This window comes from Duganella levis (genome assembly GCF_009857605.1).
Taxonomy (GTDB): Bacteria; Pseudomonadota; Gammaproteobacteria; order Burkholderiales; family Burkholderiaceae_D; genus Rugamonas; species Rugamonas levis.
Genome location: NZ_WWCT01000016.1, coordinates 1 through 24,610, shown reverse-complemented (window position 1 = coordinate 24,610; position 24,610 = coordinate 1). Strand labels below are relative to the sequence as shown.

Annotated in this window: 21 protein-coding genes and 1 pseudogene; 17 read left to right on the top strand and 5 right to left on the bottom strand. The window is 64.1% G+C overall.

The features are described from left to right. The first annotated feature begins 69 nt into the window (after window positions 1-69). Window positions 70-2,508, top strand: a complete 2,439-nt coding sequence (locus tag GTP69_RS18790; RefSeq protein WP_161056293.1) for a glycoside hydrolase family 95 protein — start codon at window positions 70-72, stop codon at window positions 2,506-2,508. A gap of 1 nt (window position 2,509) precedes the next feature. Here the strand turns inward: GTP69_RS18790 and GTP69_RS18785 are convergent, their stop codons facing one another. Further along, window positions 2,510-2,878: a VOC family protein gene (locus GTP69_RS18785; protein WP_161056292.1), complete on the bottom strand. Its 369-nt coding sequence runs from the start codon at window positions 2,876-2,878 to the stop codon at window positions 2,510-2,512. Window positions 2,879-3,008: 130 nt separating this feature from the next. On the opposite strand from GTP69_RS18785, the gene GTP69_RS18780 reads away from it, so the two are divergent. The 6 genes from GTP69_RS18780 to GTP69_RS18755 all read left to right on the top strand — a co-directional run bounded on the left by GTP69_RS18780 (window position 3,009) and on the right by GTP69_RS18755 (window position 13,597). Then, entirely contained in the window at window positions 3,009-4,655 is a 1,647-nt protein-coding gene (locus GTP69_RS18780) for a SulP family inorganic anion transporter (RefSeq protein ID WP_161056291.1), read from the top strand. Between the two features lie 87 nt (window positions 4,656-4,742). After that, window positions 4,743-7,307 (top strand): ATP-binding protein, encoded by a 2,565-nt coding sequence (locus GTP69_RS18775; protein WP_161056290.1) that lies wholly within the window; start codon window positions 4,743-4,745, stop codon window positions 7,305-7,307. Window positions 7,308-7,358: 51 nt separating this feature from the next. Then, on the top strand, window positions 7,359-9,542 hold the full coding sequence (locus tag GTP69_RS18770) for an EAL domain-containing response regulator (RefSeq protein ID WP_161056289.1): 2,184 nt from the start codon (window positions 7,359-7,361) through the stop codon (window positions 9,540-9,542). 21 nt (window positions 9,543-9,563) lie between these two features. Further along, entirely contained in the window at window positions 9,564-11,339 is a 1,776-nt protein-coding gene (locus tag GTP69_RS18765; protein ID WP_161056288.1) for a DUF885 domain-containing protein, read from the top strand. Window positions 11,340-11,411: 72 nt separating this feature from the next. Then, the gene (locus GTP69_RS18760; protein ID WP_161056287.1) at window positions 11,412-12,797 is read left to right on the top strand and encodes a DUF945 family protein; all 1,386 of its coding nucleotides are present in this window, start codon (window positions 11,412-11,414) and stop codon (window positions 12,795-12,797) included. Then, window positions 12,794-13,597 (top strand): DUF6624 domain-containing protein, encoded by an 804-nt coding sequence (locus tag GTP69_RS18755; protein ID WP_161056286.1) that lies wholly within the window; start codon window positions 12,794-12,796, stop codon window positions 13,595-13,597. Before GTP69_RS18760 ends, GTP69_RS18755 begins: the two co-directional genes overlap by 4 nt. Before the next feature lie 4 nt (window positions 13,598-13,601). Here GTP69_RS18755 and GTP69_RS18750 read toward each other — a convergent pair whose 3' ends face one another. The 3 genes from GTP69_RS18750 to GTP69_RS18740 form a co-directional block, all read right to left on the bottom strand. After that, window positions 13,602-14,498 carry an NAD-dependent epimerase/dehydratase family protein gene (locus tag GTP69_RS18750; protein ID WP_161056285.1) on the bottom strand — a complete coding sequence of 299 codons (897 nt, stop codon included), beginning with the start codon at window positions 14,496-14,498 and terminating at the stop codon, window positions 13,602-13,604. 101 nt (window positions 14,499-14,599) lie between these two features. Next, window positions 14,600-15,127, bottom strand: coding sequence for a Csu type fimbrial protein (locus GTP69_RS18745; protein WP_110848189.1), 528 nt, complete (start codon window positions 15,125-15,127; stop codon window positions 14,600-14,602). Between the two features lie 160 nt (window positions 15,128-15,287). Further along, on the bottom strand, window positions 15,288-15,815 hold the full coding sequence (locus GTP69_RS18740; RefSeq protein ID WP_161056284.1) for a Csu type fimbrial protein: 528 nt from the start codon (window positions 15,813-15,815) through the stop codon (window positions 15,288-15,290). 352 nt (window positions 15,816-16,167) lie between these two features. On the opposite strand from GTP69_RS18740, the gene GTP69_RS18735 reads away from it, so the two are divergent. The 8 genes from GTP69_RS18735 to GTP69_RS18700 are packed head-to-tail and all read left to right on the top strand — an operon-like array spanning window position 16,168 to window position 21,782. Continuing rightward, entirely contained in the window at window positions 16,168-17,025 is an 858-nt protein-coding gene (locus GTP69_RS18735; protein ID WP_161056283.1) for an urease accessory protein UreD, read from the top strand. 23 nt (window positions 17,026-17,048) lie between these two features. Continuing rightward, window positions 17,049-17,351, top strand: a complete 303-nt coding sequence (locus tag GTP69_RS18730) for an urease subunit gamma (RefSeq protein ID WP_161046610.1) — start codon at window positions 17,049-17,051, stop codon at window positions 17,349-17,351. Between the two features lie 11 nt (window positions 17,352-17,362). Next, window positions 17,363-17,686 carry an urease subunit beta gene (locus tag GTP69_RS18725; protein WP_161056282.1) on the top strand — a complete coding sequence of 108 codons (324 nt, stop codon included), beginning with the start codon at window positions 17,363-17,365 and terminating at the stop codon, window positions 17,684-17,686. A 9-nt stretch (window positions 17,687-17,695) separates the two neighbouring features. Further along, the gene (gene ureC / locus GTP69_RS18720; protein WP_161056281.1) at window positions 17,696-19,396 is read left to right on the top strand and encodes an urease subunit alpha; all 1,701 of its coding nucleotides are present in this window, start codon (window positions 17,696-17,698) and stop codon (window positions 19,394-19,396) included. A 2-nt stretch (window positions 19,397-19,398) separates the two neighbouring features. Further along, window positions 19,399-19,908 carry an urease accessory protein UreE gene (gene ureE / locus GTP69_RS18715; RefSeq protein WP_161056280.1) on the top strand — a complete coding sequence of 170 codons (510 nt, stop codon included), beginning with the start codon at window positions 19,399-19,401 and terminating at the stop codon, window positions 19,906-19,908. Further along, a complete protein-coding gene (locus tag GTP69_RS18710; protein WP_161056279.1) occupies window positions 19,909-20,589 on the top strand; it encodes an urease accessory protein UreF in 681 nt (226 codons plus the stop codon). It abuts the gene before it with no gap. Window positions 20,590-20,599: 10 nt separating this feature from the next. Next, on the top strand, window positions 20,600-21,214 hold the full coding sequence (gene ureG, locus GTP69_RS18705; RefSeq protein WP_110848181.1) for an urease accessory protein UreG: 615 nt from the start codon (window positions 20,600-20,602) through the stop codon (window positions 21,212-21,214). Window positions 21,215-21,224: 10 nt separating this feature from the next. Next, window positions 21,225-21,782: a HupE/UreJ family protein gene (locus tag GTP69_RS18700; protein WP_161056278.1), complete on the top strand. Its 558-nt coding sequence runs from the start codon at window positions 21,225-21,227 to the stop codon at window positions 21,780-21,782. 3 nt (window positions 21,783-21,785) lie between these two features. Here the strand turns inward: GTP69_RS18700 and GTP69_RS18695 are convergent, their stop codons facing one another. After that, entirely contained in the window at window positions 21,786-22,403 is a 618-nt protein-coding gene (locus GTP69_RS18695; RefSeq protein ID WP_161056277.1) for a 1-acyl-sn-glycerol-3-phosphate acyltransferase, read from the bottom strand. Window positions 22,404-22,548: 145 nt separating this feature from the next. Here GTP69_RS18695 and GTP69_RS18690 point away from each other — a divergent pair, with 145 nt between their 5' ends. Beyond that, window positions 22,549-23,889 carry a sigma-54 dependent transcriptional regulator gene (locus tag GTP69_RS18690; RefSeq protein ID WP_161056276.1) on the top strand — a complete coding sequence of 447 codons (1,341 nt, stop codon included), beginning with the start codon at window positions 22,549-22,551 and terminating at the stop codon, window positions 23,887-23,889. A gap of 206 nt (window positions 23,890-24,095) precedes the next feature. Beyond that, window positions 24,096-24,610, top strand: a pseudogene (locus GTP69_RS18685) (hypothetical protein); the annotation flags it as partial.

Sequence of the window (24,610 nt, the reverse complement as noted above, 5' to 3'; positions counted from 1 at the left end):
TAAAAATCTAAGCCGGCTTGGTGAATTTCGTACTTGTGGCGGCACGCCGCTCCGCGCAGAATAGCGCGCATGGAGACCACAACAAGACGCAGTTTCATGATCACGGCGGGACTGGCCATGGCCTTTCCCGGTTTGGCCCGAGCGGCCGTGCAGGCCACCACGCGCGGGGCGCAGGAAAGCCTGTCGCTGTGGTACGAGCAGGCCGCCGGGCCGTGGGTGGAGGCGCTGCCGGTCGGCAATGGCCGGCTTGGCGCCATGTGCTTCGGCCGCATCGCACAGGAGCGCATCCAGCTCAATGAGGACACGCTGTTTGCCGGCGGTCCGTATGATCCCAACAATCCCGCTTCGCTGGCGGCGCTGCCGCAGGTACGGGCGCTGATCGACGCCGACAAGTTCAAGGAGGCGGCGGAGCTGATCTCGGCCACGATGATGGGCCTACCCAACACGCAGATGCCATACGGCGCGGCCGGCGATTTGCTGCTGGACTTCCAGGGCATAGCCGGCGGCACGGCCTACCGGCGCTGGCTGGACCTCGATACCGCGATTGCCTCCACCCGCTTCACCGACGGCGGCACGCAATACAAACGCGAAGTCTTCGCCAGCACGCCGGCCCAGGTGGTGGTGATACGCCTGAGCGCCAGCGGCGGGGTGATGAATTTCGACCTCGGCTACCGCCACCCGCTGGAAACCAATTACGGCGTGACCGACTATACCGGCGCTAAAATCTCCTCAGTCACTGCCGCGCCGATGCCGTGGGATTACCGCGAACCGTTGCGCGCTAACGAGCGCCCATCAAGCTTGTCGCTACGCGCGGACGGTGCCGACGCGCTGCTGATCGAAGGGCGCAACGTCGCCGCCGCCGGCATCCCATCGGCGCTGCGTTACGCGGTACGCGTGCAGGCGCTGGGCGATGGCACGATCACGCCGCATGGAGACCGCATCGAAGTACGCGGCGCCACCACGATCACTCTGTTGGTGGCCGCCGCTACCAGCTATGTCAACTACGCCGATGTCAGCGGCGATCCGGTGAAGAAGGTGCGCGAGCAGACCGCCGTCGCTGCCGGCAAGCCGTATGCGCAACTGCGCAGCGGCCATGTGCGCGCGCATCAGGTGCTGTTCCGTAGGCTGTCGCTGCGCATCGGTTCTGATGCCGCCGATCCGCGTCCGACCAATAAACGTATTGCGATCGCTGAGCAGCAGCCCGATCCCGGTCTGGCCGCGCTGTATGTGCAGTACGGCCGCTACCTGCTGCTGTCGTCGTCGCGGCCGGGCAGCCAGCCGGCCAACCTGCAAGGGCTGTGGAACGAGGGCACCAATCCGCCATGGGGCGGCAAGTACACCATCAACATCAACACGCAGATGAATTACTGGCCAGCGCAATCGGCCAACATCGGCGAATGCGTGGAGCCGCTGCTGCGCATGGTGGAAGACCTGAGCGTAACCGGCGCCGTCACCGCCAGCAAAGGCTACGGCGCGCGCGGCTGGATGGCGCATCACAACACCGACCTGTGGCGCGCCGCCGCGCCGATCGACGGGCCGCTGTGGGGCATGTGGCCGTGTGGCGGCGCGTGGCTGTGCCAGGCGTTGTGGGATCATTACGACTACCGTCCGGACGAGGCTTACCTGCGCCGCATCTATCCGCTGCTGAAAGGCGCATCGCTGTTCTTCGTCGACACGCTGGTGGAGGATGCCAAGGGCAGGGGGCTGGTGACGTCGCCGTCCATCTCCCCTGAGAACCAGCACCACGAAGGCGTCGCCACCTGCGCCGGTCCCGCCATGGACCGCCAGATCGTCCGCGATTTGTTCGGCTGGACGCTGAAGGCGCACGCGCTTCTCAACGATGGCGATGATGCTTTCGCCGCCGAACTGCAAGCTAAACGCGCGCGCCTGCCGGCCGACCGCGTCGGTGCTCAAGGCCAGTTGCAGGAGTGGCTGGAGGACTGGGATGCCGGAGCGCCGGAGCAGCAGCACCGCCACGTTTCGCATTTATATGGCGTGTATCCGAGTGAGCAGATCAACGTGCGCGATACGCCGGAGCTGATCGCCGCCGCCAAGGTCATGCTCAATACGCGTGGCGACAAGTCCACTGGCTGGGCCACCGCCTGGCGCCTGGCTTTATGGACGCGCATGGGCGAAGGCGAACGTGCCTACGCCATCCTGCAAGGACTGCTCGGCCCCGAGCGCACCTATCCGAATATGTTCGACGCCCACCCGCCGTTCCAGATCGACGGCAATTTCGGCGGCACGGCGGCGATCCTGGAAATGTTGGTGCAATCGTGGGGCGGCGAAATCCGCGTGCTGGCGGCCTTGCCGCAAGCGTGGCCGGAGGGCAGCGTGCGCGGCGTGCGGGCGCGCGGCGGCGTGGAACTGGACCTCGACTGGTCGCAAGGCCGCTTGCAACAGCTGCAACTGCGCGGCAAGCCGGGACAGACGGTCAAGGTGCGCTATGGCGAACGCCTGACCGAGTTGCGGCTGGACGGCAACGGCCGCGCGCGCACACAGGGCTGAGTTATTGTCCGGCCGGCGGCTGCCACAGTTCGACCTTGTTGCCCTCGGGATCGACCACCCAGCCGAATTTGCCGTATTCGGAATCGTCGGTCTTGTCGAGAACCTGGCAGCCTTCCTCGCGCAACGCCTGCAGCAAGGCGGTCAGGTCGTCGACGCGGTAGTTGATCATGAACGGCGCGGTGCTCGGCGCGTAGTGGTCGCTGCCAGTTTCGCCGATCGACCAGATGGTGGTCTCCGAACCCTGCCAGGTGAAGGCTGCGCCGCCCCACACCTGCACGTCGATGCCCAGATGTTTTTGATACCAGGCGCGCAGCGCTACCGGATCTTTTGCCTGGAAGAAGATGCCGCCGATGCCAGTTACCCGCTTCATAGTGCCTCCTTAATAAGTTGTTCACATTATCATATTGAAGGCGATGGCCCGCAATATGAGTTTTTCGCATTAGCTAATTTGGTAAACGCATTTAAGGTAAACTGACGTTTTTCTGAACAGTGGAATCGTAATGCTGCAATGGCTGAAGCACTACCGGCGTGACCAACTCCCTGGCGACATCAGCGCCGGGCTGGTGGTGGCGATGATGATGATCCCGCAGGGCGTGGCATACGCCGTGGTGGCGGGGCTGTCGCCGGTGGTGGGCCTGTATGCCAGCATCTTGCCACCGATCGTCTACGCGCTGTTCGGCAGCAGCATGACGCAATCGGTCGGCCCGATGGCCATTATTTCGCTGATGACGGCGGCCGTGATCGGGCCGCTGGCGCCGGCCGGTTCGGCGCTGGCCGGCGTGCTGGCGGCACAACTGGCGCTGGTGTCGGGCGCGGTGCTGCTGCTGTGCGGCCTGCTGCGCATGGGCTTCCTGGCCAACTTCTTTTCGCGTCCGGTGATGAGCGGCTTCACCGTCGGCTCGGCCATTGTCATCGCTTACGACCAGCTGCATACGCTGCTGGGCGGCGGCCTGCCGCATGTGCACATGCCGAGCGCGGTGCTGGGTGTCGGCACGTTGGTGGTGCTGGTGCTGTCGCGCCAGTATCTGGCCGGGCTGCTGAAGCGCTGCGGCCTGCCGCCGGTGGCGGCCGACATCGGCGCCAAGCTGGCGCCGATGGTGGTGGTCCTGGGCGGCATCGTGCTGATGGCGACCACCGGCCTGGCCGAGATCGGCGTGCGCACTACCGGCGCCATTCCAGCCGGCCTGCCGCACCTGAACCTGGCCACCTCCAGCCAGCACTGGCGCGCGCTGCTGCAACCGGGGCTGCTGATCGGCTTCATCGTGTTCCTGATGTCGATGTCCGGCGCGCAGGCGCTGGCGCTCAAGCGCAATGAAAAGCTGGTCAGCAATCACGAATTGATCGGCCTGGGCGCCGCCAATGTGGCCAGCGCGCTGTCGGGCGGTTTTCCGGTGACGGGCAGCCTGTCGCGTTCCGCCGTCAACTTCGCGGCCGGCGCAAACACGCCGCTGGCCAGCCTGATCACCGCCGCCTTGCTGGCCGCCGCGTTGCTGGCGCCGACCGGCTGGCTGGCGCTGTTGCCGATGCCAGTGCTGGCAGCCACCATCATCGTCGCGGTGCTGGGCATGCTGGAAATGGGCATCCTGCGCACCGCCTGGGAATACGATCGCGGCGATGCGCTGGCCTGGGGCGCGACCTGTCTTGGCGTGCTGGTGATGGGCGTGGAGGCCGGCGTGATCGTCGGCGTGGCGCTGTCGATGGGCACCCTGATCTGGCGCGCCAGCCGGCCGCACATCGCGGTGCTGGGCCGCATCGCCGGCACCGAACATTTCCGCAATATCGAACGCTATCCGGCCGAGACGCAGCCGGAATTGCTGGTGCTGCGCATCGACGCCAATCTGTTCTTCGGCAATATGGAGGCGGTTACCGGGCGCATCGAATGCGAACTGGCCACGCACCAGAGCGCGCGCCATCTGCTGCTGGTCATGTCGGCGGTCAATTCGATCGACACCACGGCGCTGCTGGCGCTGGCGGAATTGAACCAGAGCCTGACACGGCGCGGTATCGGCCTGCACCTGGCCGAGGTCAAGGGACCGGTGATGGACCGTCTACGTAATAGTACGTTGCTGCAGCAACTGAACGGCAAACTGTTCCTCAGCACCGCCAACGCCTTCGATCAATTACATATCGCTAAGGATGTTGCTTAGCCGCAAATATGCATGGACTTCATGCGGGATTGAACCTATGATCTAAGACGTTACTATCAAGATTAACCTCAGAAGAATGGTTTGCCGATGTTGGTCCGTCTTGCCCGCCGTGCCGCAAAAATCTCCATCGCCGTATTCGTCAGTGTGACACTGACTGCGGTGGTGACGCTGGTGCTGACCACCTTCGCGCTGTACTTCTACCAGGTCGAACGCGCGCAACGCTGGGAGCAGTTGCGCAAGACGCTGGCCAACAGCGCCGACGAACTGGCCGCCGCCGTCGCGCTGCCGGCCTGGAATTTCGACGAAACCCAGATCGTCACTATCATGAAGAGCGGTTTGAGCAACCGCGACCTGTACGCCAGCGCCGTGGCGCCGGTGGCCAGCAGCCGTCCCTTCATCCTCACCCGCAACGAACAGGCGCAATTGGTGCCGGCCGAGCGCTTGCCGGCCGATCCCGATCTGCTGGCCGAGCAACGGCCGATTGTGGCGGGCGGACAGAATATCGGCACCATCACCGTCTACGCCTCGCCGGCGCAACTGGTGGTGCAACTGCGCCAGCGCCTGTACACCATCGCCGGCCTGATTTTCGTGCTGGACGTGACGCTGGTGCTCAGCCTCTACCTGCTGCTATGGCAGCTGATCCTCAAGCCGCTGACCAATATCGAACGCTACGCCGCCAGCGTCAAGGCCGGCCAGAATTCCGGCGTGGAGCCCCCGCGCGACTGGTACAGCGGCGAACTGAAAACGCTGAACGCGTCGATCCGCGAGATGGTGCGGCTGATGGAAAGCCGCTACGTCGCCATGCACGCCAGCGAGGAGCGCTTGCAGATCGCCTCCGGCGCGGCCGCCATCGGCATCTGGGACTGGAACATCGCCAACCGGCAGATGGTGTGGGATGAGCAGATGTACCGCCTGCACGGTATGGAGGGCCGCAAGCTGGACGACCCGTTCGAGGCCTGGCGCAAGATGGTGCACCCGGACGATGTGGTGCCGACCGAGATGCTGTTGCAGCAGGCGCTCAACGGCACCGCCGAATTCGATATCGAGTACCGCCTGATCTGGGCCGACGGCACGGTGCATTATATAAAGGCCGACGCCATGACCTTCCGCGATACGGACGGCCATGCAATGCGCATGGTGGGCGTCAACTACGACGTCACGGATAGCCGCATGGCCGAGCAGGAACTGCGCCGTCACCGCATCCACCTGGAAGAGCTGGTGGCCGAGCGCACCAATGCGCTGTCGGTGGCGGTGCGCCAGGCGCAGGCGGCCAACCGCGCCAAGAGCACCTTCCTGGCCAATATGAGCCACGAGCTGCGCACGCCGCTCAATTCCGTGATCGGCTTCTCGCGCCTGATGGCCGACTCCAAGAACATGCTGCCGGAAGAGAAGCGCAACCTGGCCATCATCCACCGCTCCGGCCAGCACCTGCTTACGCTGATCAACGATATTCTCGAACTGTCCAAGATCGAGGCCGGCCGCGCCGTGCTGCAAACGGAAGTGGTCCATCTCAACGACATGCTGCAGGAAGTGCTGGACATGGTCAGCATGCGCGCCGTGCAGACCGGCGTCGAGCTGGTGGTGGACAGCGTCGGCCTGCCGGCCAGTGCGCGCGTGGACGGCACCAAGCTGCGCCAGGTGCTATTGAATCTGATGTCGAACGCGGTCAAGTTCACCGCGCAGGGCAAGGTCACGCTGAAGGTGCGCGGCGCCTCGCGCAACGGCCAGTGCGAACTGGCGTTTGCCGTCATCGACGATGGTCCCGGCATCACCGAAGAAGACCAGTTGCGCATCTTCGAACCATTCATCCAGGCCGAGGGGCCGGGCGCGAAAGAGGGCACCGGCCTGGGCCTGACCATCTCGCGCGAATTCGTGCAGCTGATGGGCGGCACGCTGGCGGTGCAATCGGCGCCGGGACAGGGCGCGACCTTTTACTTCACGGTCGGCGTGCAGGTGGCGGACGAAGCGCCGCTGCCCGGCGAGGACGAAGTCGCCGCGCTGGAGCCGCAGCAGCGCCGCCGCATCCTGGTGGCGGACGATAACGCCGATGGCGGCGCGCTGATGGAAAGCCTGCTCAAGCCACTCGGCTTCGACGTCGCGGTGGTAGGCGATGGCGTGCAGGCGCTGGCGATGGTGGACGTGTGGCAGCCGGACCTGGTGTTCATGGACTGGCGCATGCCGGCGCTGGACGGCATCAGCGCCACGCGCCAGATCCGCGCCAATCCCGAGATTGTGCAGCCGGGTATCGTGATGCTGACCGCATCGGCCTTTGCCGAGGAGCGCGAGGAAGCGCTGGCTGCCGGCGCCGATGAATTCATGCGCAAGCCGGTGGAGCAGGCGCAGTTGTATGCGGTGCTGGAACAGCAGCTTAACTTGCAGTTTGTGCGCCGTCATCGCGCCGCAGTGCGCCGCTTGCCGCCAACGCCGCTGGAACGCGGCGATTTGCAGCGGCTCGATGCGGCGTTGCGCGAGGACTTGAAAGTCGCTTTGCAGGAGCTGAACCTGGCGCGCGTGGCGGCGCTGCTGGAACCCTTGCCGCCGGCGCTGGCCGACGTGGTGGCGCGCATCGAGCACATGGTGCAGCTGCACCAGTATCCTCAGCTATGTGCTTTGCTGGACGACGCGGGGAACGAATTGGAGCCTATCGCCTGACGGGTATATTATAGTAGTGAACAGATGGGCAAATTGGCGAAAGACTTTTACATGCACCGGGATTTGTCGGAACAACACACCAAGGGCGAAGTGCTGATCGTGGAAGACACGCCGGCGTCGCTCAAGCTGCTGAGCGATCTGCTGACGGAGGCGGGCTACTACGTGCGCCAGGCCCCCAATGGCGAACTGGCGCTGTGGACGGCGCAATCGCGGCCGCCGGAGCTGATCCTGCTGGACGTGCGCATGCCCGGCATTGACGGCTTTGAAGTTTGCCGCCGGCTCAAGGATAATCCGGACCTGAACCAGGTGCCGGTGATCTTCCTGTCGGCCCAGCATGACACCGACGACAAAGTGCGCGGCTTTGCGCTGGGCGCGGTCGACTTCATCGCCAAGCCGTTCCAGGCCGAGGAAATCCTGGCGCGCACCGACGCCCATGTGCGGCTGGGCCGCGCGCAGAAGGCGCTGGCGGAAGAACGCGCGCTGCTGGAAGAACGCGTAGCCGAACGCACCGCCGAACTGGCGAAGGAAATCGAGCAGCGCCGCGCCAACGAGGAATTCCTGCGCCTGGCCAGCCAGGTGTTCGAGGCCACCCAGGACGCCATTGTCGTCGCCGACCGTGAAGGCCGCATCGTTGCCACCAATCCCGCGTTTACGCAAATCTCCGGCTACACCAGCAAGGAAGTGCTGGGCCAGAACGCCAACCTGCTGCTGGCCAAGGAACCGGACCTGGCGGCCTTTGACGCGCTGGTGCAGTCGGTCACCAAGACCGGCCACTGGTCGGGCGAGATCCTGGCGCGCCGCAAGAATGGCGAAACCTATCCCGGCCTGCTGAGCGCCTCCGTGGTGCGCGACGTGCAGGGACAGGTGATCAACCATGTGGCGGTGTTCATGGACATCACCGAGCGCAAGGCCGAGCAGCACCTGATCGATTTCCTGTCCCACCACGATGCCCTGACCGGCCTGCCGAACCGCCTGCTGGCGCGCCAGCGCTTTGCGCAGACGCTGAATGCGGCGCGGCGCGAGGGCCGCTGCGTGGCCGTCATGTGCCTCGACCTGGACCGCTTCAAGAGCATCAACGACTCGTATGGCCACGACATGGGCGACAAGGCCTTGCAGGTGGTCTCGCATTACCTGACCGAGACGGTGCGCGAAGGCGACACCGTCACGCGCCAGGGCGGCGACGAATTCCAGATCATCGTCGCCGACGATGCGCAGCTGAGCGCCACCATGGCGCTGGCGCAGAAGATCCTGGCCGGCCTGCGCAAGGAGCTGGTGATCGACGGCCAGCAGATCACCGTCACCTCCAGCATCGGCATCGCCGTCAGCCTCACCGATGGCGAGAGCTTCGATGAGCTGGTGCGCAACGCCGACACGGCGCTGTTCCGCGCCAAGGAAATCGGCCGCGATAACTACGCCTTCTTCACCGAGCGCATGGACGCGGAAATCCGCGACAAGCTGGCGATCCAGAGCCAGCTGCGCGGCGCCATCGCGCGCGACGAATTCGAGGTGCACTATCAGCCGCAGGTCTGCCTGAAGACCGGCGCGGTGGTCGGCGCCGAGGCGCTGCTGCGCTGGGATAACGCGGTGTTGGGCAAGGTGCCGCCGAACCGCTTCATCCCGCTGGCCGAGGAATATGGCCTGGTCAATTCCATCGGCGAATGGGTGCTGGAAAGCGTCTGCGCGCAGATGAAGGTCTGGCATGAACAGGGACTCGGCAAGATCAAGGTGGCGGTCAACCTGGCGGCCGGCCAGTTCGCCAATGACGCCACTGTGCCGTACGTGGAAAGCACGCTGCGCAAGTTCGACGTGGCGCCGGAATACCTTGGCCTGGAAATCACCGAAGGCACGGTGATGGGCGATCCGAATAAAGCCGTGGCGGCGCTGCGCCGCCTGAAGGACATCGGCGTCAGCATCTCGCTGGACGACTTTGGCACCGGCTATTCCAGCCTGAGTTACCTGAAGCGCTTCCCGATCGACGTGCTGAAGATCGACAAATCCTTTGTCGACGACGTCACCACCAACAGCGCCGATGCGGCGATTGCGTTGTCGGTGATCTCGCTGGCGCACAATCTGAATATGCGCGTGATCGCCGAAGGGGTGGAAACCCGTGAGCAGATGGAGTTCCTCACCGCGCGCGGTTGCGACGAGATGCAGGGCTATTATTTCAGCCGCCCGATCAATGCGGAAGGCTTCACCGCGCTGATGCGCGAACACCGCAATCTGTTGACCATGTAATCAATCATCTCCTGGAGTGTTATGGAAAAGAAGTTCAGCACCGCCATCGCCGGTGCCTGCATGTTGTTGTGTCTCGGCTCTGCTGCCACCGCAGCGCCGGCCGTCAAAGCCGGTCCGTCGGACGCCCAGTTCAAGGCGGTCTACACCCAGGAATGGAAATGGCGCCTGAGCCAGAAAATGGAAGATGGCGAAGATGATGACGACAGCGGCGTTTCGGTGTCGCTGCCGCGCGTCGATCTGGCCACGCAGAACAAGCGCCTGGCCTATTGGCAGGACGTGATGAAGAAGCTGGACGGCATCAAGGAAGCGCGCCTGTCGCCGCCGGAGCGTATCAACTACCAGGTGTACAAGGCGCAGATTGCCGCCTTCATCGCGGCCCAGCAGTTCAAGGATTATGAGAAGCCGCTGAACGCCGATACCGCGTTCTGGTCCAACATGGCCGGCACTGCGCGCCGCTCGATGACCAAGGAAGTGGAGTTCCGCGATTACCTCAAGCAGCTGGCCGACGTGCCGCGCTACTTCAACGACGAAATCGCCAACATGCGCGTGGGCCTGGCGCGCGGCTTCACGCCGCCGAAGGTCACGCTGAGTGGCCGCGATGGCTCGATCACTTCCGTGACCGACGCCAAAACGCCGCAGGACACCGTGTTCTACCTGCCGTTCAAAACCATGCCGGCCTCGATCCCGGCCGACAAGCAGGAGCAGTTGCGCCAGCAGGCCATCAAGGTCATCGCCACCGACGTCATTCCAGCGCACCAGGCGCTGTTGAAGTTCATGCGCGAAGAGTATGTGCCAAAGTCGCGCGAAGACCTGGCGGCCGAGAGCCTGCCGGACGGTAAAGCCTATTACCAATCGAAGATCGTCGAATTCACCACCACGTCGATGAGCGCGGACCAGATCCACCAGATCGGCATCGCCGAAATGGCCAAGATTCGCGGCGAGATGCAGGACGTGATCAAGCAGGTCGGCTTCAAGGGCGACCTGCCGGCCTTCCTGCACTTCCTGCGCACTGATCCGCAGTTCTACGCCAAGACGCCGGACGAGTTGCTGATGCGCTCCGCCTGGGTGGCCAAGAAGTTCGACGGCAAGGTGTCGCAATACTTCGGCTACCTGCCGCGCCGCCGCTTTGCGGTGATCCCGGTGCCGGACGACCAGGCGCCGTTCTACACCTCGGGCCGTGGCGGCCCTGGCGTCTATCTGGTCAACACTTACAACCTGCCGGCGCGCGCGCTGTACAGCATGCCGGCGCTGACGCTGCACGAATCGGCGCCGGGCCACGCCTTCCAGATGCCGATCGCGATGGAGCAGAAGGGGCGGCCGCCGTTCCGCAACGCCTACATCTCTGCCTACGGCGAGGGCTGGGCGCTGTACACCGAACGTCTGGGCGCCGAGATGGGCATCTACGAGACGCCGTATGAAACCTTCGGCATGCTCAGTTACCAGGCCTGGCGCGCATCGCGCCTGGTGGTCGACACGGGCATCCACAGCAAGGGCTGGACGCGCAAACAGGCGCAAGACTACCTGCATGAAAACACCGCGCTGTCCGACCACGAGATCGAAACGGAAGTGGACCGCTACATTTCGTGGCCGGGCCAGGCGCTGTCCTACTACCTGGGCGAGATGAGCATCATCAACGCGCGCAAGAAGGCCGAGAAGGCGCTGGGCGAAAAGTTCGACATCCGCGCTTTCCACGACACCGTGCTGCAACTGGGTTCCGTGCCGCTGCCGGTGCTGGAGGCGCGCATCGACCAGTTTATCGCGGACGGCGGCAAGAGCCCGTATCCCGACCTGGAGTGACAATGTGTGTATTTCCGGAGAGATTGTTTAATTAAAATACCATACCTTTCGACACTCTCTCCGGTTCACACCTTGAAAAAGACTCTTCTTGCAGTAGCCATGGCCAGCGCCGTGCTGGCCATCCCATCCCACGCCCAGGACGCGGCGCCCGCAGCAACTCCAGCGCCAGCACCAGCGACGCCGGCCGCGCCGCCCAAGCTGCCGGAAATCATGAAGCCGGAAACCACCGCCACGCTGCGCGCCGCGCAGAAAGAGTGGCAGGTCGCCGTGGGCAAGGAAGTCAATGTCGCCAAGATGCTGGAGCTGTACACCAAGTTCCAGTTTTCGCCTGATCTGCAGCCCAAGCTGAAAGAGATCTTCGGTACCGAGCGGCCGTTCGCGATCCAGCGCGTGGCGGGCGGCCCCAAGGGGCAGATCAACTACGTCGGCGGCCTGGCGCCGTACACCTACCTGCAAGGCAACGGCACCGATTTCAGCTGGACCGAGATGGCGTTGAAACTCTCGACCGACAAGGCTGGCCGCGCCTTGAACACGGACAGCACCTGGCCGTCGCTGATGGTGACGCGTCCGGGCGGCTCGCTCAGCATCAACGATATCGGCATGACCACCAGGGCTGTGTATGGCGCCGATAATGTCGGCTATGGCACGGCCTTGATCAAGGTGGGCAGCGTGGTGGTGCGCGACTCGGCGCCCGGCAGCAGCGAGATCAAGGAAGCGATGCGCTTCGAGGGTATCGAAGGCAAGTCGGATGTGCGTCGCCGTGGCGCTATGGCGGAAATCATCTACAGCAATTCGGTGAAGGCGATTGTCTTTGGCGACGAGCGCGTTGAGCGCAGCAACTTTGCGATGCATATCACCAATGTGCCGGTCAAGGCGCTGGCGGACCTGACCAGGCAACTGCGCGATCAGCAGGGCGCGGACATGGAAAACGAGGCTGAGAAAAAGCGCACCCTGAAGACGATGACGGATTTCGGCAAGCGCATGGTCACCGCCGGCGCTACGCTGTTCATCGACGACATCAGCGCCGCGTATCATGGCAATGTGGCGTCGCTGAAGGGCCGCGTTAGTTTCCAGAAAGTGGTGGAGGCCGATTTCAGCAACTTCAACGCGCTGATGAAGAAAATTGTGGCGCACTTTGAAGTGCGGGTGCCGGTGGCGCTGGTGCGCGATGTGGCGCGCGTCTTCGCCGGCAAATCGGTCGATCCGTCGTTACCGGATGCGGCCAAGCAGATCGACGCCGGCGCCGATGCGGTCGTCAGCATGGTGGTCGGCAAAACCGTCAGCGGCGGCTTTGGCGTGGTGGTGCAGGACGAACTGCGCACCGTGATCGACATCAAGGACGGCAAGGTGACGGTCAACGGCAAGGCGATCGAGGTGCCGGCGGGTGTGCTCAACAGCCTGAAAGCCAAACCGGCGCCACAAGCAGTTCCACAGCCAGCCCCGCAGCCAGCACAATGACCCTGTATCCACGCATCCTGCTGATTGGCTTGCTGGCCGGCGTGGCGCTGTCCGGCCGGGCAGAGGACGACCTGACACAAACCACCGTGTCGTTCTATGCCGACGGCAAGCCGGTCGGCGGCATGATCTTTGCCATCGGCGCCAAAGCCGAGTTGAGCGCCCAGGCCAATCATGTCGATAGCGACGCGACCAGCCGTCACCTGACGGGAAATGTGCAGGCGCGCCTGATACCAGATGGCGGGCAATCGTTCATCCTGTTTGGCGAGGACGTCGTGTTCAGCAAGGCGCCGATCAGTGCGGAACGTGCCAAGGCGGTGCGGGATCTGGAGGCGATGGCCGCAAGCGACCAGTTGTATCGCGGCCGCTCGGTGCAGGGCGATTTGACGCCGGAGGAATGGAAGCAGCAGACTGCAATCGACGTCGCCAACGCCAAACGTCTGACAGAGATCATCGACGCCTTCGGCTGGCCGGGATTGCGTTTCGCCGGCGCCGCGTCGCAGACCGCTTTCCTGGTCGTGCAGCACGCCGATCATGACACCCAGCGCAAATACCTGCCGCTGTTGCGCGATGCGGTCCAACGCGGCGATGCGCGTGGCAATAATCTGGCGCTGCTGGAAGACCGTATCCGTATCGCCGATGGCAAGCCGCAGATCTACGGCTCGCAGCTGGGCGGCACGCCGTTGCAGTTTGAGCCGATTGAAGACGAGGCCCACGTCGACGATCGGCGGCGCGCGATCGGCCTGCCGCCGATGGCCGAATATGCCGAGATGTTTGGACTGACCTACACGCCAGTCCACTAAGGCATTAGCCGCGCAGCATATCGCCCGCGATCCAGTCCAGCACTGGCGGGCGATGTGGCTGCCAGCCCAATTGCTTGCGGCCGCGTTCACCGCGCACGCGGCTGTTGGAGCCGAGGCCGTACGAGGCCATTTCATAACCCCATTCTTCCTTGGCCAGTTCCAGCGGCCAGTCCTGCGCCGGGCCCAGATCCAGCGCCTTGGCGATCGCCGCGCTCATCTCGCCGAACGACGCTTCGCCGCTTTCCACAAAATAGAAGGCGCCGGCTTCGGTTTTTTCCAATGCCAGCAGGTACAGGTCGACCACGTCATCGATGTGCACATTCGACCAGATATTGCGCCCCGGCCCCACGTGGCGCACCACGCCGTTCTTGCGCGCCTGCTTGAGCAGGCGTGGCAGCTGCACCGAATCGCGCGGCAGCGCGCCGTGGCCGTAAATGAGCGTATTGCACAGCACCGCCGAGCGCACGCCCTTGTTGGCCGCGTCCAGCACCAGGTTGTCGATGGCCACGCGCGCGGCCTTGTCCTCGGTGGGCGCGGGCAGATTGTCTTCGTAGTAGATTTGGTCGGTGCCTTCGCCGCCCGAGGCGTCGCCGACGATGCTGGAGCCGCTGGTGTGCAGGAATACCTTGCCGCTGCCGGCCAGCGCGTCGATAAAGGCTTCCACCGCCGCGCGGTTGTCGCTGCTGGCGGCGTTAATGACGGCGTCGGCCGCCTGCGCCTGCGCGATCAGCAGGTCGCGGTCGGTCAGCGCGCCCAGCACGCCGGTGACGCCGATCTTCTTCACTTCGTCCAGTTGTTCGGGCTTGCGCACCAGGCCAACTACTTCATGGCCGGCCTTGACCAGGCCTGCGGCAATCGAACCGCCGATAAAGCCGGCGGCGCCGGTAACGAATACTTTCATGTGCTGCTCCCGAATGAATACAAGAAGCAGACAGTATGGGGATCACACCGTTGCAGACCAAGCGCTGCGGGATCAAAGCTCCCTTGCGCCGGGTTCAAGAATCAGAAATACACGGTGGCGGTGACGGTGGATTTGTAGGTGTCCGGCTGCGGCGTGGCCTGTGCCGGCACGGAGCCATACACGGTCAGCGTTTGTACCGAGCCGGTGCCGGTGCCCGATTTGGTGTCCGTGCCCTGGGTGTTGCCCCAGTTGCCGCCGCCGGCCGTCATGGCCAGGTTGAAGGCGACCGTGGTGGAGGTATTGCCGGCGGTGGTGCCGGCCATCAGGCGCGCGGAGGTGCTGGACCCGGATACCGTACCGGCATTCAGGCCCACATTGTAGGGGGTAGTGTTGGTGCAGGTGACTTGCAGCGAACTGTTGGCCGATACCGTGGAAGCCAGCACGCCCTGCGACTGGCCGAAGTCCAGCGGTGCGGCGGCGATGGTGCAGTCGGCGATGATGGTCAGCGTCACATCGAAGTTGCTGGTCCTGCTGCCATTGCTGTACACGGCGGCTCCGCCGATCATGGGCGCAAGCATGGCGATGACGGTTGCGGCGGCGGCGATGCGGGTGAGGACGTGGCGTGCCATGGTGATTCTCCAGTGAGGGCTATAGATAGATCGTTGCCGCTACGCTGGGGCGGGATTGGGAAAGACTGGGGGAAAACTTAGCGCGGGCTTGGGCGCTGGGGAGATACTGTGTCGCGTCGTCAGCTGCTGATAGGGCTGGCGGCGGAAAGAAGGGTATGGCTTAGAAGTAGACGGTCGCGGTGATCGTCGATTTATAGGTATCTGGCTGCGGCGTGGCTTGTGCAGGAACAACGCCATACACGGTGTGGGTTTGCACGACGCCGGTACCGGTGCTCGATTTGGTGTCGGTGCCTTGCACATTACCCCAGTTGGTGGTGCCGGCGGCCTGGTACAGATTGAAGGCGACGGTGGTCGAGGTATTGCCGGCGGTGGTGCCTGCCATCAGGCGCGCCGAGGTGGTGGAACCGGCGACCGTACCTGCGTTCAGGCCGATGTTGTATGGCGTGGTGTTGGTGCAGGTGACGGCGAGCGAGGTATTGACGCTAACGTTGCTGGCGAGCACACCCTGACTTTGGCCGAAGTCCAGCGGCGTGGCGGCGATGGTGCAGTCGGCGATGATCTTCAGGGTGACATCGAAGGTCGAGGTTTTGCTGCCGTTGCTGTAGACGGCGGCGCCGCTCAGGAGTGGCAGCAGCGTGGCGCTGAGTGCGGCAACCAGGCCTATGCGGGAAACGGATTTGCTGATCATGATGCTCTCCTTTTAAGTAAGTGATGATGTTTGTTTCAGCGCTATCTCGACAACTTTTATTTCCGCGCTTCAATGAAATCCATTATTCCTCAACAGTAAAAAACCTGCTTTTGTTACGTGAGGCAATACTTTTGCCGGCGTAGAAAACGCAAAATTTATTTGCCCGACGGCACTTTTTTACAACAGCGGCTTTTTGCCGGACGCGAGAATCCTTTTACTTGCAGCGGTTTTGACTGATTGCACCATATTGGTGCGCTGCGCAGCGTAACGGTGCAGGCGATCTGCCGTATGGCCGCTTTCAGCTGGCACGCCGATTGCATAGGACTGAACATTATTTCTTCTGCGTGGTTTTATGCCCGATTGCACCGTACTGCGTGACCTTGCCGCCAGCAGCAGCGCCTGGCAGGCCAGCCTGACGCTCGGTTTTGCGGATGACGCCGGCACCACGCGGCTGCTGGACAAGCTGCACTACGGCCCGCTGCGGGTGCAGAAGGCGCTGTATCCGGAAGACGCCAGGGTGTGCCAGGCCATCATCGTCCATCCGCCGGGCGGCGTGGTGGGCGGCGACCAGCTGGAAATCGACATCGGCGTCGGCGACCGCGCGCATGCCTTTATTAGTACGCCCGGCGCGGCCAAGTGGTATCAGGCCAACGGCAAGGTGTCGCGCCAGTCGGTGCACCTGCATGTGAACCAGGACGCGGCGCTGGAGTGGCTGCCGCAGGAAACCATCTTCTTCGACACCGCCGACGTCGTGCTGGACCAGCATGTGGAACTGGCGGCCGGCGCCACCTTCATCGGCTGCGAGATCCTGTGCATGGGCCGGCGCGGTTCGGGCGAGGTATTTAATAGCGGCCGGATTCGCCAGCGCAGCAGTATCCGCCGCGAAGGGCGTTTGATCTGGTGGGAGCAGGGCGACATGCTCGGCGGCCGCCTGGCTAGTCCGCTGGCGCTCAACGGCCGCACCGTGTGCGCGACGCTGACCGCCGCAGGCAAGCCTCTGCCGGCTGCTGTATTAAACGAGATCCGCGCCGACATTGCCGCCGATGGCGAGCATGTTTTCGGCGTGACGCAGACGAAAGGCGTGCTGGTGGCACGTCACCTGGGCGACGACAGCGAAACCGCGCGTCGCCTGATGCTGAATGTATGGCGCCGCGTGCGTCCGCATCTGCTGGAGCGCGAGGCCGTCACGCCGCGCATCTGGCAAACCTGAAAGAGCCGAAAGAGAAAAACGACATGGACCTGACTCCACGCGAAAAAGATAAGTTGTTGATTTTTACCGCGGGCATAGTGGCGGAACGCCGCCTTGCGCGTGGCCTGAAGTTGAATTACCCGGAAGCGGTGGCGCTGATCACCTGCGCCATCATGGAAGGTGCCCGCGACGGCAAGACTGTCGCCCAATTGATGTCCGACGGCGCGCGCATTCTCACGCGCGCCGACGTCATGGAGGGTATTCCCGAAATGATCCCTGACATCCAGGTCGAAGCGACGTTCCCCGACGGGAGCAAGCTTGTGACTGTCCACAATCCCATTCCATAAAGGAGTTCATCATGATCCCAGGGGAATACAAGCTTGAAGAGGGCGAGATCGCCCTCAACGTGGGGCGCGAAACCATTTCTGTCGTGGTCACCAACCAGGGCGACCGTCCGGTGCAGATCGGCTCGCACTTTCATTTTTTTGAAGTCAATTCGGTGCTCAAGCTTGAGCGCTGGAAGGCCTATGGCAAACGCCTGAACATCGCCGCCGGCACCGCCGTGCGTTTCGAGCCGGGCCAGCAGCGCACCGTGGAACTGGTGACGCTGGACGGCGACCAGGAAGTCTATGGCTTCAACGGCAAAGTAATGGGCAAGCTCACCACACCACCAAAAAGCTAAAAGGCTCTCATGGCTACAATCTCGCGCCGTGCCTATGCCGAAATGTTCGGTCCCACCACGGGGGACCGCATCCGGCTGGCGGATACCGAACTGTTTATCGAAATTGAAAAGGACTACGCCACCTACGGCGAAGAAGTGAAATTCGGCGGCGGCAAAGTGATCCGCGACGGCATGGGCCAGTCGCAGCGCGTCGCCGCCGACGTCATGGATACGGTGATCACCAACGCGGTGATCATCGACCATTGGGGCATCGTCAAGGCCGATATCGGTTTAAAGAACGGCATGATCGCCGCCATCGGCAAGGCCGGCAATCCGGACATCCAGCCGGATGTGACGATGGCCATCGGCGGCGCCACCGAGATTATTGCGGGCGAGGGCATGATCGTCACCGCCGGCGGGGTCGACACGCACATCCACTTCATCTGCCCGCAGCAGATCGAGGAAGCGCTGATGAGCGGCGTGACCACCATGATCGGCGGCGGCACCGGGCCGTCGGCTGGCACCTCGGCCACCACCTGCACGCCGGGACCGTGGCATCTGCATTCGATGCTGCAGGCGGCCGATGCGTTCCCGATGAACCTGGGCTTTCTCGGCAAGGGCAATGTCAGCCTGCCGGCGCCGCTGGAAGAGCAGGTACGCGCCGGCGCCATCGGCCTCAAATTGCACGAGGACTGGGGCAGCACCCCGGCCGCGATCGACAACTGCCTGTCGGTGGCGGACAAGATGGACATCCAGGTAGCGATCCACAGCGACACGCTGAACGAAGGCGGCTACCTGGCCGATACGCTGGCGGCGTTCAAGGACCGCACCATCCACACCTTCCACACCGAAGGCGCGGGCGGCGGCCATGCGCCGGACATCATCGCGGCGGTGGGCGAATCGAATGTGCTGCCGTCGTCGACCAATCCCACGCGTCCTTACACGGTCAATACGCTGGACGAGCATCTGGACATGCTGATGGTCTGCCATCACCTGGATGCAGCGATTACCGAGGACGTGGCGTTTGCCGAATCGCGCATCCGCCGCGAGACCATCGCCGCAGAAGACATCCTGCACGACCTCGGCGCGATTTCGATGATGTCGTCCGACTCGCAGGCCATGGGCCGCGTCGGCGAAGTGGTGATGCGCACCTGGCAGACCGCCCACAAGATGAAGGTGCAGCGTGGGCCGCTGGCGCCGGATTCTTCGCGCAACGACAACTTCCGCGTCAAGCGCTACATCGCCAAGTACACCATCAATCCGGCCATCACGCACGGGATTGCGCATGCGGTGGGTTCGCTGGAAGTGGGCAAGATCGCCGATATCGTGCTGTGGAAGCCGGCCTTCTTCGGCGTCAAGCCGCAGATGATTTTAAAAGGCGGCATGATCGCCGCCGCGCTGATGGGCGATCCGAATGCGTCGATTCCGACGCCGCAGCCGGTGCATTACCGGCCGATGTTCGGTTCCTACGGCGGCGGCTTGAAGAAGTCGTTCACCTTCGTGTCGCAGGCGGCGTATGACGCCGGCATCGGCGACGCGCTGAAACTGAACAAGACGCTGATCGTGGCCAAGAACATGCGCGCGCTGCGCAAGTCCGACATGATCCACAACAGCCTGGCGCCGAAGATGGACGTCAATCCCGAAACCTATGAAGTGCGCGCCAATGGCGAGTTGCTGGTGTGCGAACCCGCCGCCGTGCTGCCGATGGCGCAGCGCTATTTCCTGTTCTGATCATGCTGACACTACACACCAAAATTGCACATGCCGAGGCCATCGCCGCGCAACTGGTGCTGCCATACGAACTGCGGGAGAAGTGCCGTCTACGCGCCACGCTGGATAGCGGCGAAGAGGTGGCCGTGTTCACCGTGCGCGGCACCGTGCTGCGCGACGGCGACCTGCTGACCGGCGAAGACCAGCGCGTGATCCGCGTGGTCGCCGCGCCGGAACCGACTTACAAAGTCACGTGTCCCGATGCGCACGCGCTGTTGCGCTGCGCTTTCCATCTTGGTAACCGCCACACGCAGGCGCAGGTGGGCGACGGCTTCCTGCGCATCCGCGCCGATGCGGTGCTGAAGGAGATGCTGGCCGGCCTGGGCGCCACGGTGGTGGAAGAGCAGGCGGCGTTCGAGCCGGAATCCGGCGCGTATGGCGGCGGCCATGGCCACCATCACGATCACGGACAAGGTCCGCTGGCGCCGATCCCACTGCGCCAGAGGATCCACCGTCCGAGCGACCCGAAATAAATGCAGGCCGCCGCGCTGCTCAACCTTTTGCAATTCGCCAGTCCGGCCCTGCCGATTGGCGCGTACAGCTATTCGCAAGGGCTGGAGGCGGCGCTGGAAAGCGGCACGGTGCACAACGCCGATACCGCCCGCGCCTGGATCGCGCGTCACCTGCACGAAGTGGTGGCGCAATGGGAAGCCCCGGTCACCTGGCGCCTGATGCAAGCCTGGTCGCGGCGCGACTGGCAGGCCGTCAGCGACTGGAGCGAAAAATTTATCGCCTCGCGCGACAGCAGCGAATTCCGCGCCGAGACTATCCAGATGGGCTACTCGCTCACCAAGCTGGTGGCCGAATTAGGCATTACCGATGCCGACATGCTGGCGCAGTTGCAAGGCGCACCCGAAGTCGCACTGCCGACCGCCTTCAGCTGCGCCGTCGCCGCTTTAAACATCCCGCACGACGCGGCGCTGCTGGCGATGCTGTTCGCGTGGGCGGAAAACCAGGTGCTGGTGTGCGTCAAGTCCGTACCACTGGGGCAGGTGGCCGGCCAGCGCATGCTGCTGTCGCTGCGCGCCGACATCGAAGCCGCCGCCCGCTATGCGCAGACCGTCAGCGACGACGATATGTGCAACTGGGCGCCGGGCCTGTCGCTGCTGTCGATGCAGCACGAAGTTCAATACAGCCGTTTATACAGATCCTGAAAGAGCAAACATGACGACATCCAATCCACTCCGCGTCGGCATCGGCGGCCCGGTAGGCTCGGGCAAGACCGCCCTGTGCGAAATGCTGTGCAAGGGCATGCGCGACCACTACGACATGGCCGTCATCACCAACGACATCTACACCAAAGAGGACATGGAGATCCTGCTGCGCGCGGACGCCTTGCCGGCCGAACGCCTGATGGGCGTGGAAACCGGCGGCTGCCCGCACACCGCGATCCGCGAGGACGCCTCGATCAACCTGGAAGCCATCGCCCGCATGCAGGCCGACTTCCCGGACCTGGACCTGATCCTGGTGGAATCCGGCGGCGACAACCTGGCCGCCACCTTCAGCCCTGAACTGTCGGACCTGACCATCTACGTGATCGACGTCGCCGGCGGCGAGAAGATCCCGCGCAAGGGCGGTCCGGGCATCACCCGTTCCGATCTGCTGATCATCAACAAGACCGACCTGGCGCCGCACGTCGGCGCGGACCTGGACGTGATGGCGCGCGACGCCAAGCAGCAGCGCGGTAACCGTCCATTCGTGTTCACCAATCTGCGCAGCGGCGAAGGCGTGAGCACCGTCATCGACTACATCCGCCAACAAGGCTTGCTGGACCAATAAAGGAGAGACCATGAAAAAAACACTCACCGCCGTCGCACTCGTCGCGCTGGCCACTGCCAGCACCAGCGCCCTGGCGCACCCCGGCGCCGGCGCGCACACGCACGGCTTCCTGCAAGGTTTTGCGCACCCGTTCACCGGCCTCGATCACTTGCTGGCGATGCTGGCGGTGGGCGCCTGGAGCGTGCGCCAGCCGAACGCCAAGTGGCTGCCGGCCACCTTCGTCGGCATGCTGTTGATCGGCATGGCCAGCGGCGCGCTGGGCTTGAGCATTCCCGGCCTGGAAACGGGCATCGGATTGACGGTGGCCTTGATGGGCGTGTTGCTGGTGGCGGCGGTGCGTTTGCCGGCGGCGGCCGGCGCGGTGATGGTCAGCGTGTTCGCCGTCCTGCACGGTAACGCCCACGGTCACGAGCTGCCGCAGGCGATCAGCGCGGCCGGTCTGCTGGCGGCCAGCCTGCTGCTGGTGTATGGCGGAAGTCTGCTGGGCCGCGTCAGCCCGGCGCTGGCGGTCAAGGCATCGGGCGCGGCGATTGCCGCCACCGGCGTGATGCTGGCGGCGACGGCGTAAGACTTATTTGCGCTCTTCGGTGCGGCGTTCCTGCAGCTCGATGGGCGCCTGGTTTTGCGGATACAGGCCCTGGTGGCCGGCGTAGATGGCACGGATCGCCGCCATGTCGGCTTGCTGGTCGCCGCTTAAATGCAGGTGATCGACCACGCCCAGGGTCTTGTTCGGATAATCGATATACACCAGGCACAGAGGCACCTTGGCTTCCAGCGCCAGGTGATAGAAGCCGCTCTTCCAGTTGGGGCGGTAGCTGCGCGACGCTTCCGGCGTGATGGCCAGCCAGTACCAGTCGGCGGCGTTGATGCGTTCGGCCTGCGAGCGGATCATGCCTTGCGGCGCGCTGCGGTCGACCGGTTCGCCGCCCAGCGCGCGGAACCAGCCGCCCAGCGGCGATTTGAACAGCGAGTCCTTGGCCAGCCAGCGGAACGGCAGGTTCAGCGCCCACTTGCCGAACAGGCCGACAAAGAAGTCCCAGTTGGACGTGTGCGGATACACCACCATGATGCCGCGCGGACCGGGCAAGGGGCGGTACAGCATGCGCCAGCCGAACAGATTCAGCACGCGCAGCGAGGCCCGCTGCGGCCAGCTCGGCAACGCAGCCGGTTTCAATTCAAAATCACTCATCTCACACCACCCAGTTGTTGTTTTAGGCTTTATGCACTATTGACAGGCTGTTATCCGCCTGCTTAAAAAGCAGCGCGCATTCTATATTGGCCTCGGCGGTGGGGCAAGCCTTGAACTTTTCACATCATTTCGCGTCCAACGCCACATGACGACGAAATCGATACTCTGCGTGGGCGTCGGCGAGCCGGGCTTGCCGCCAGACTGGACGGTGGCGCGGGCGGAGACGCTGGCCGACGCGCGCCGTCATTTGAAGGCGCGCGGCTGCGCCGTCGGCCTGCTGCTGGTGCGCGAGAGCGACAACTGCGCCGAGCTCGGCGCCTTCCTGCTCGATCATTGGACGCTGCACTGGATCGCCGTGCTGCCGCCCGCTGCGCTGGAGCGCCCGGCGTGGCGCCAGTTGCTGCGCGATCATTGCAGCGACTACCATACTTGGCCGCTGGACCACCAGCGGCTGCGCCATGCGCTGGGTCATGCGCTCGGTATGGCGGCGCTGCGGGCCCACGCCGCCACCCCGCGCGCCGATGACGATGCCACGCTGACCGGCCAGAGCGCCGCCATCACGCGCCTGCAGCGGCAGATCGTCAAGGTGGCGGCGGCCAGCGCGCCGGTGCTGATCTGGGGCGAGAGCGGCAGCGGCAAGGAGCTGGCGGCGCAGGCCGTGCACGCGCGGTCGCCGCGCTGCAAGGGGCCGTTTGTGCCGATCAACTGCGGCGCGATTCCCGCGCAACTGATTCAGTCCGAATTGTTCGGCCACGAGCGCGGCGCCTTTACGGGGGCTGCGCGCGACAAGCGCGGCCTGATCGAAAGCGCGCAGGGCGGCTCCATCTTCCTCGATGAAATCGGCGACCTGCCGCTGGAACTGCAGGCCAACCTGCTGCGCTTTCTGCAGGAGAAGACCATTTACCGCGTCGGCGGCACGCGCAGCATCGCGGTCGATGCGCGCGTGATCGCCGCCTCGCATGTCAACCTGCCGCAGGCGGTGCAGCGCGGCGCCTTTCGCGAGGATTTGTACTACCGCCTGAATGTGCTGGCGCTGGATGTGCCGCCGCTGCGCGAGCGCAAGGAAGATCTGCTGCCGCTGGCCGAACATTTTTTCCATACCTTTTCCAGCGAGCGGGCGCCGCGCCTGAAAGGCATCAGCAGCCGCGCCGCGCAGGCGATCCGCGAGCACGACTGGCCCGGCAACGTGCGCGAGTTGATCAACCGCGTGCGCCGCGCCATGGTGATGGCCGAGGGGCGCCTGATCCTGCCGCAGGACCTGGGCCTGGCCACGGCAGCCCCGGCGCGCGCGCCGGTGCAGCTGGACGACGCCCGCATCCGCGCCGAACGCGACGCCATCGACGCCAGCCTGCTGCGCGCCGGCCGCAACATTACGCTGGCCGCGCGTGACCTCGGCGTCTCGCGTATGACGCTGTACCGCCTATTGGCCAAGCATGGGATCAGTGCGCCGTCACAGGACCGTTACACCGCTGTGGAGAGTGAGTGAGCAGGCCGCGAACACCCGCGTTGTCACAGCGCTGTGACGTTTTATGCCGCGAATCAGGTGGCGCGGGCAGGTCGCTGGCCAGCTTCTCATTTGATATCAAAGCCTTGCCGCTGCTGGCACCAAGGTTGCAAAAGCCGTATGGGCGGGAGAAAGGTCTCCATGCGCAACCACATTCACTTTCTATCATTCTTCAGGCAGGAGTAACTATGAACAAATCACTGATCGGAGCCGCCATCGCGCTGGCTTTCAGCGCACAGGCCTATGCACAGACCGCCACCACGCAGTCCGGCGCCGGAGCGCACGCTACCGACAATGCCAGTGCAACCCAGGACAGCAGCAACAAGAACAATAACAACAACAGCAGCGGTGCCGCCACCGCCACCGCGCTCGGCAGCGTGGCGGCCAACAACGGCGGCGCCGCTACGTCGACGCTCAGTAATGCTTACAACCAGTCGAGTGCCGACGCCACCACCACGCTGACCGGCACGGTCGGTAATAACACCGTGCAGGATATCGGCAACCGTGCCGGCAACTGGGGCAATAGCAATGGCGGCGTCGGCTATGGCGGGACGGGCGGGGTCGCCACCGGCGGCAACGCTACAGGCACCGGCGCGGCAGGCGGCACGAGTTATGGTGGCAATGGCGCGGCGGGGGGCGCCGGCGGCGGCGCCACCAATGGCAGCGCCTATAACGGTTCGCCTTCGGTCGGCGCCAGCGTCGG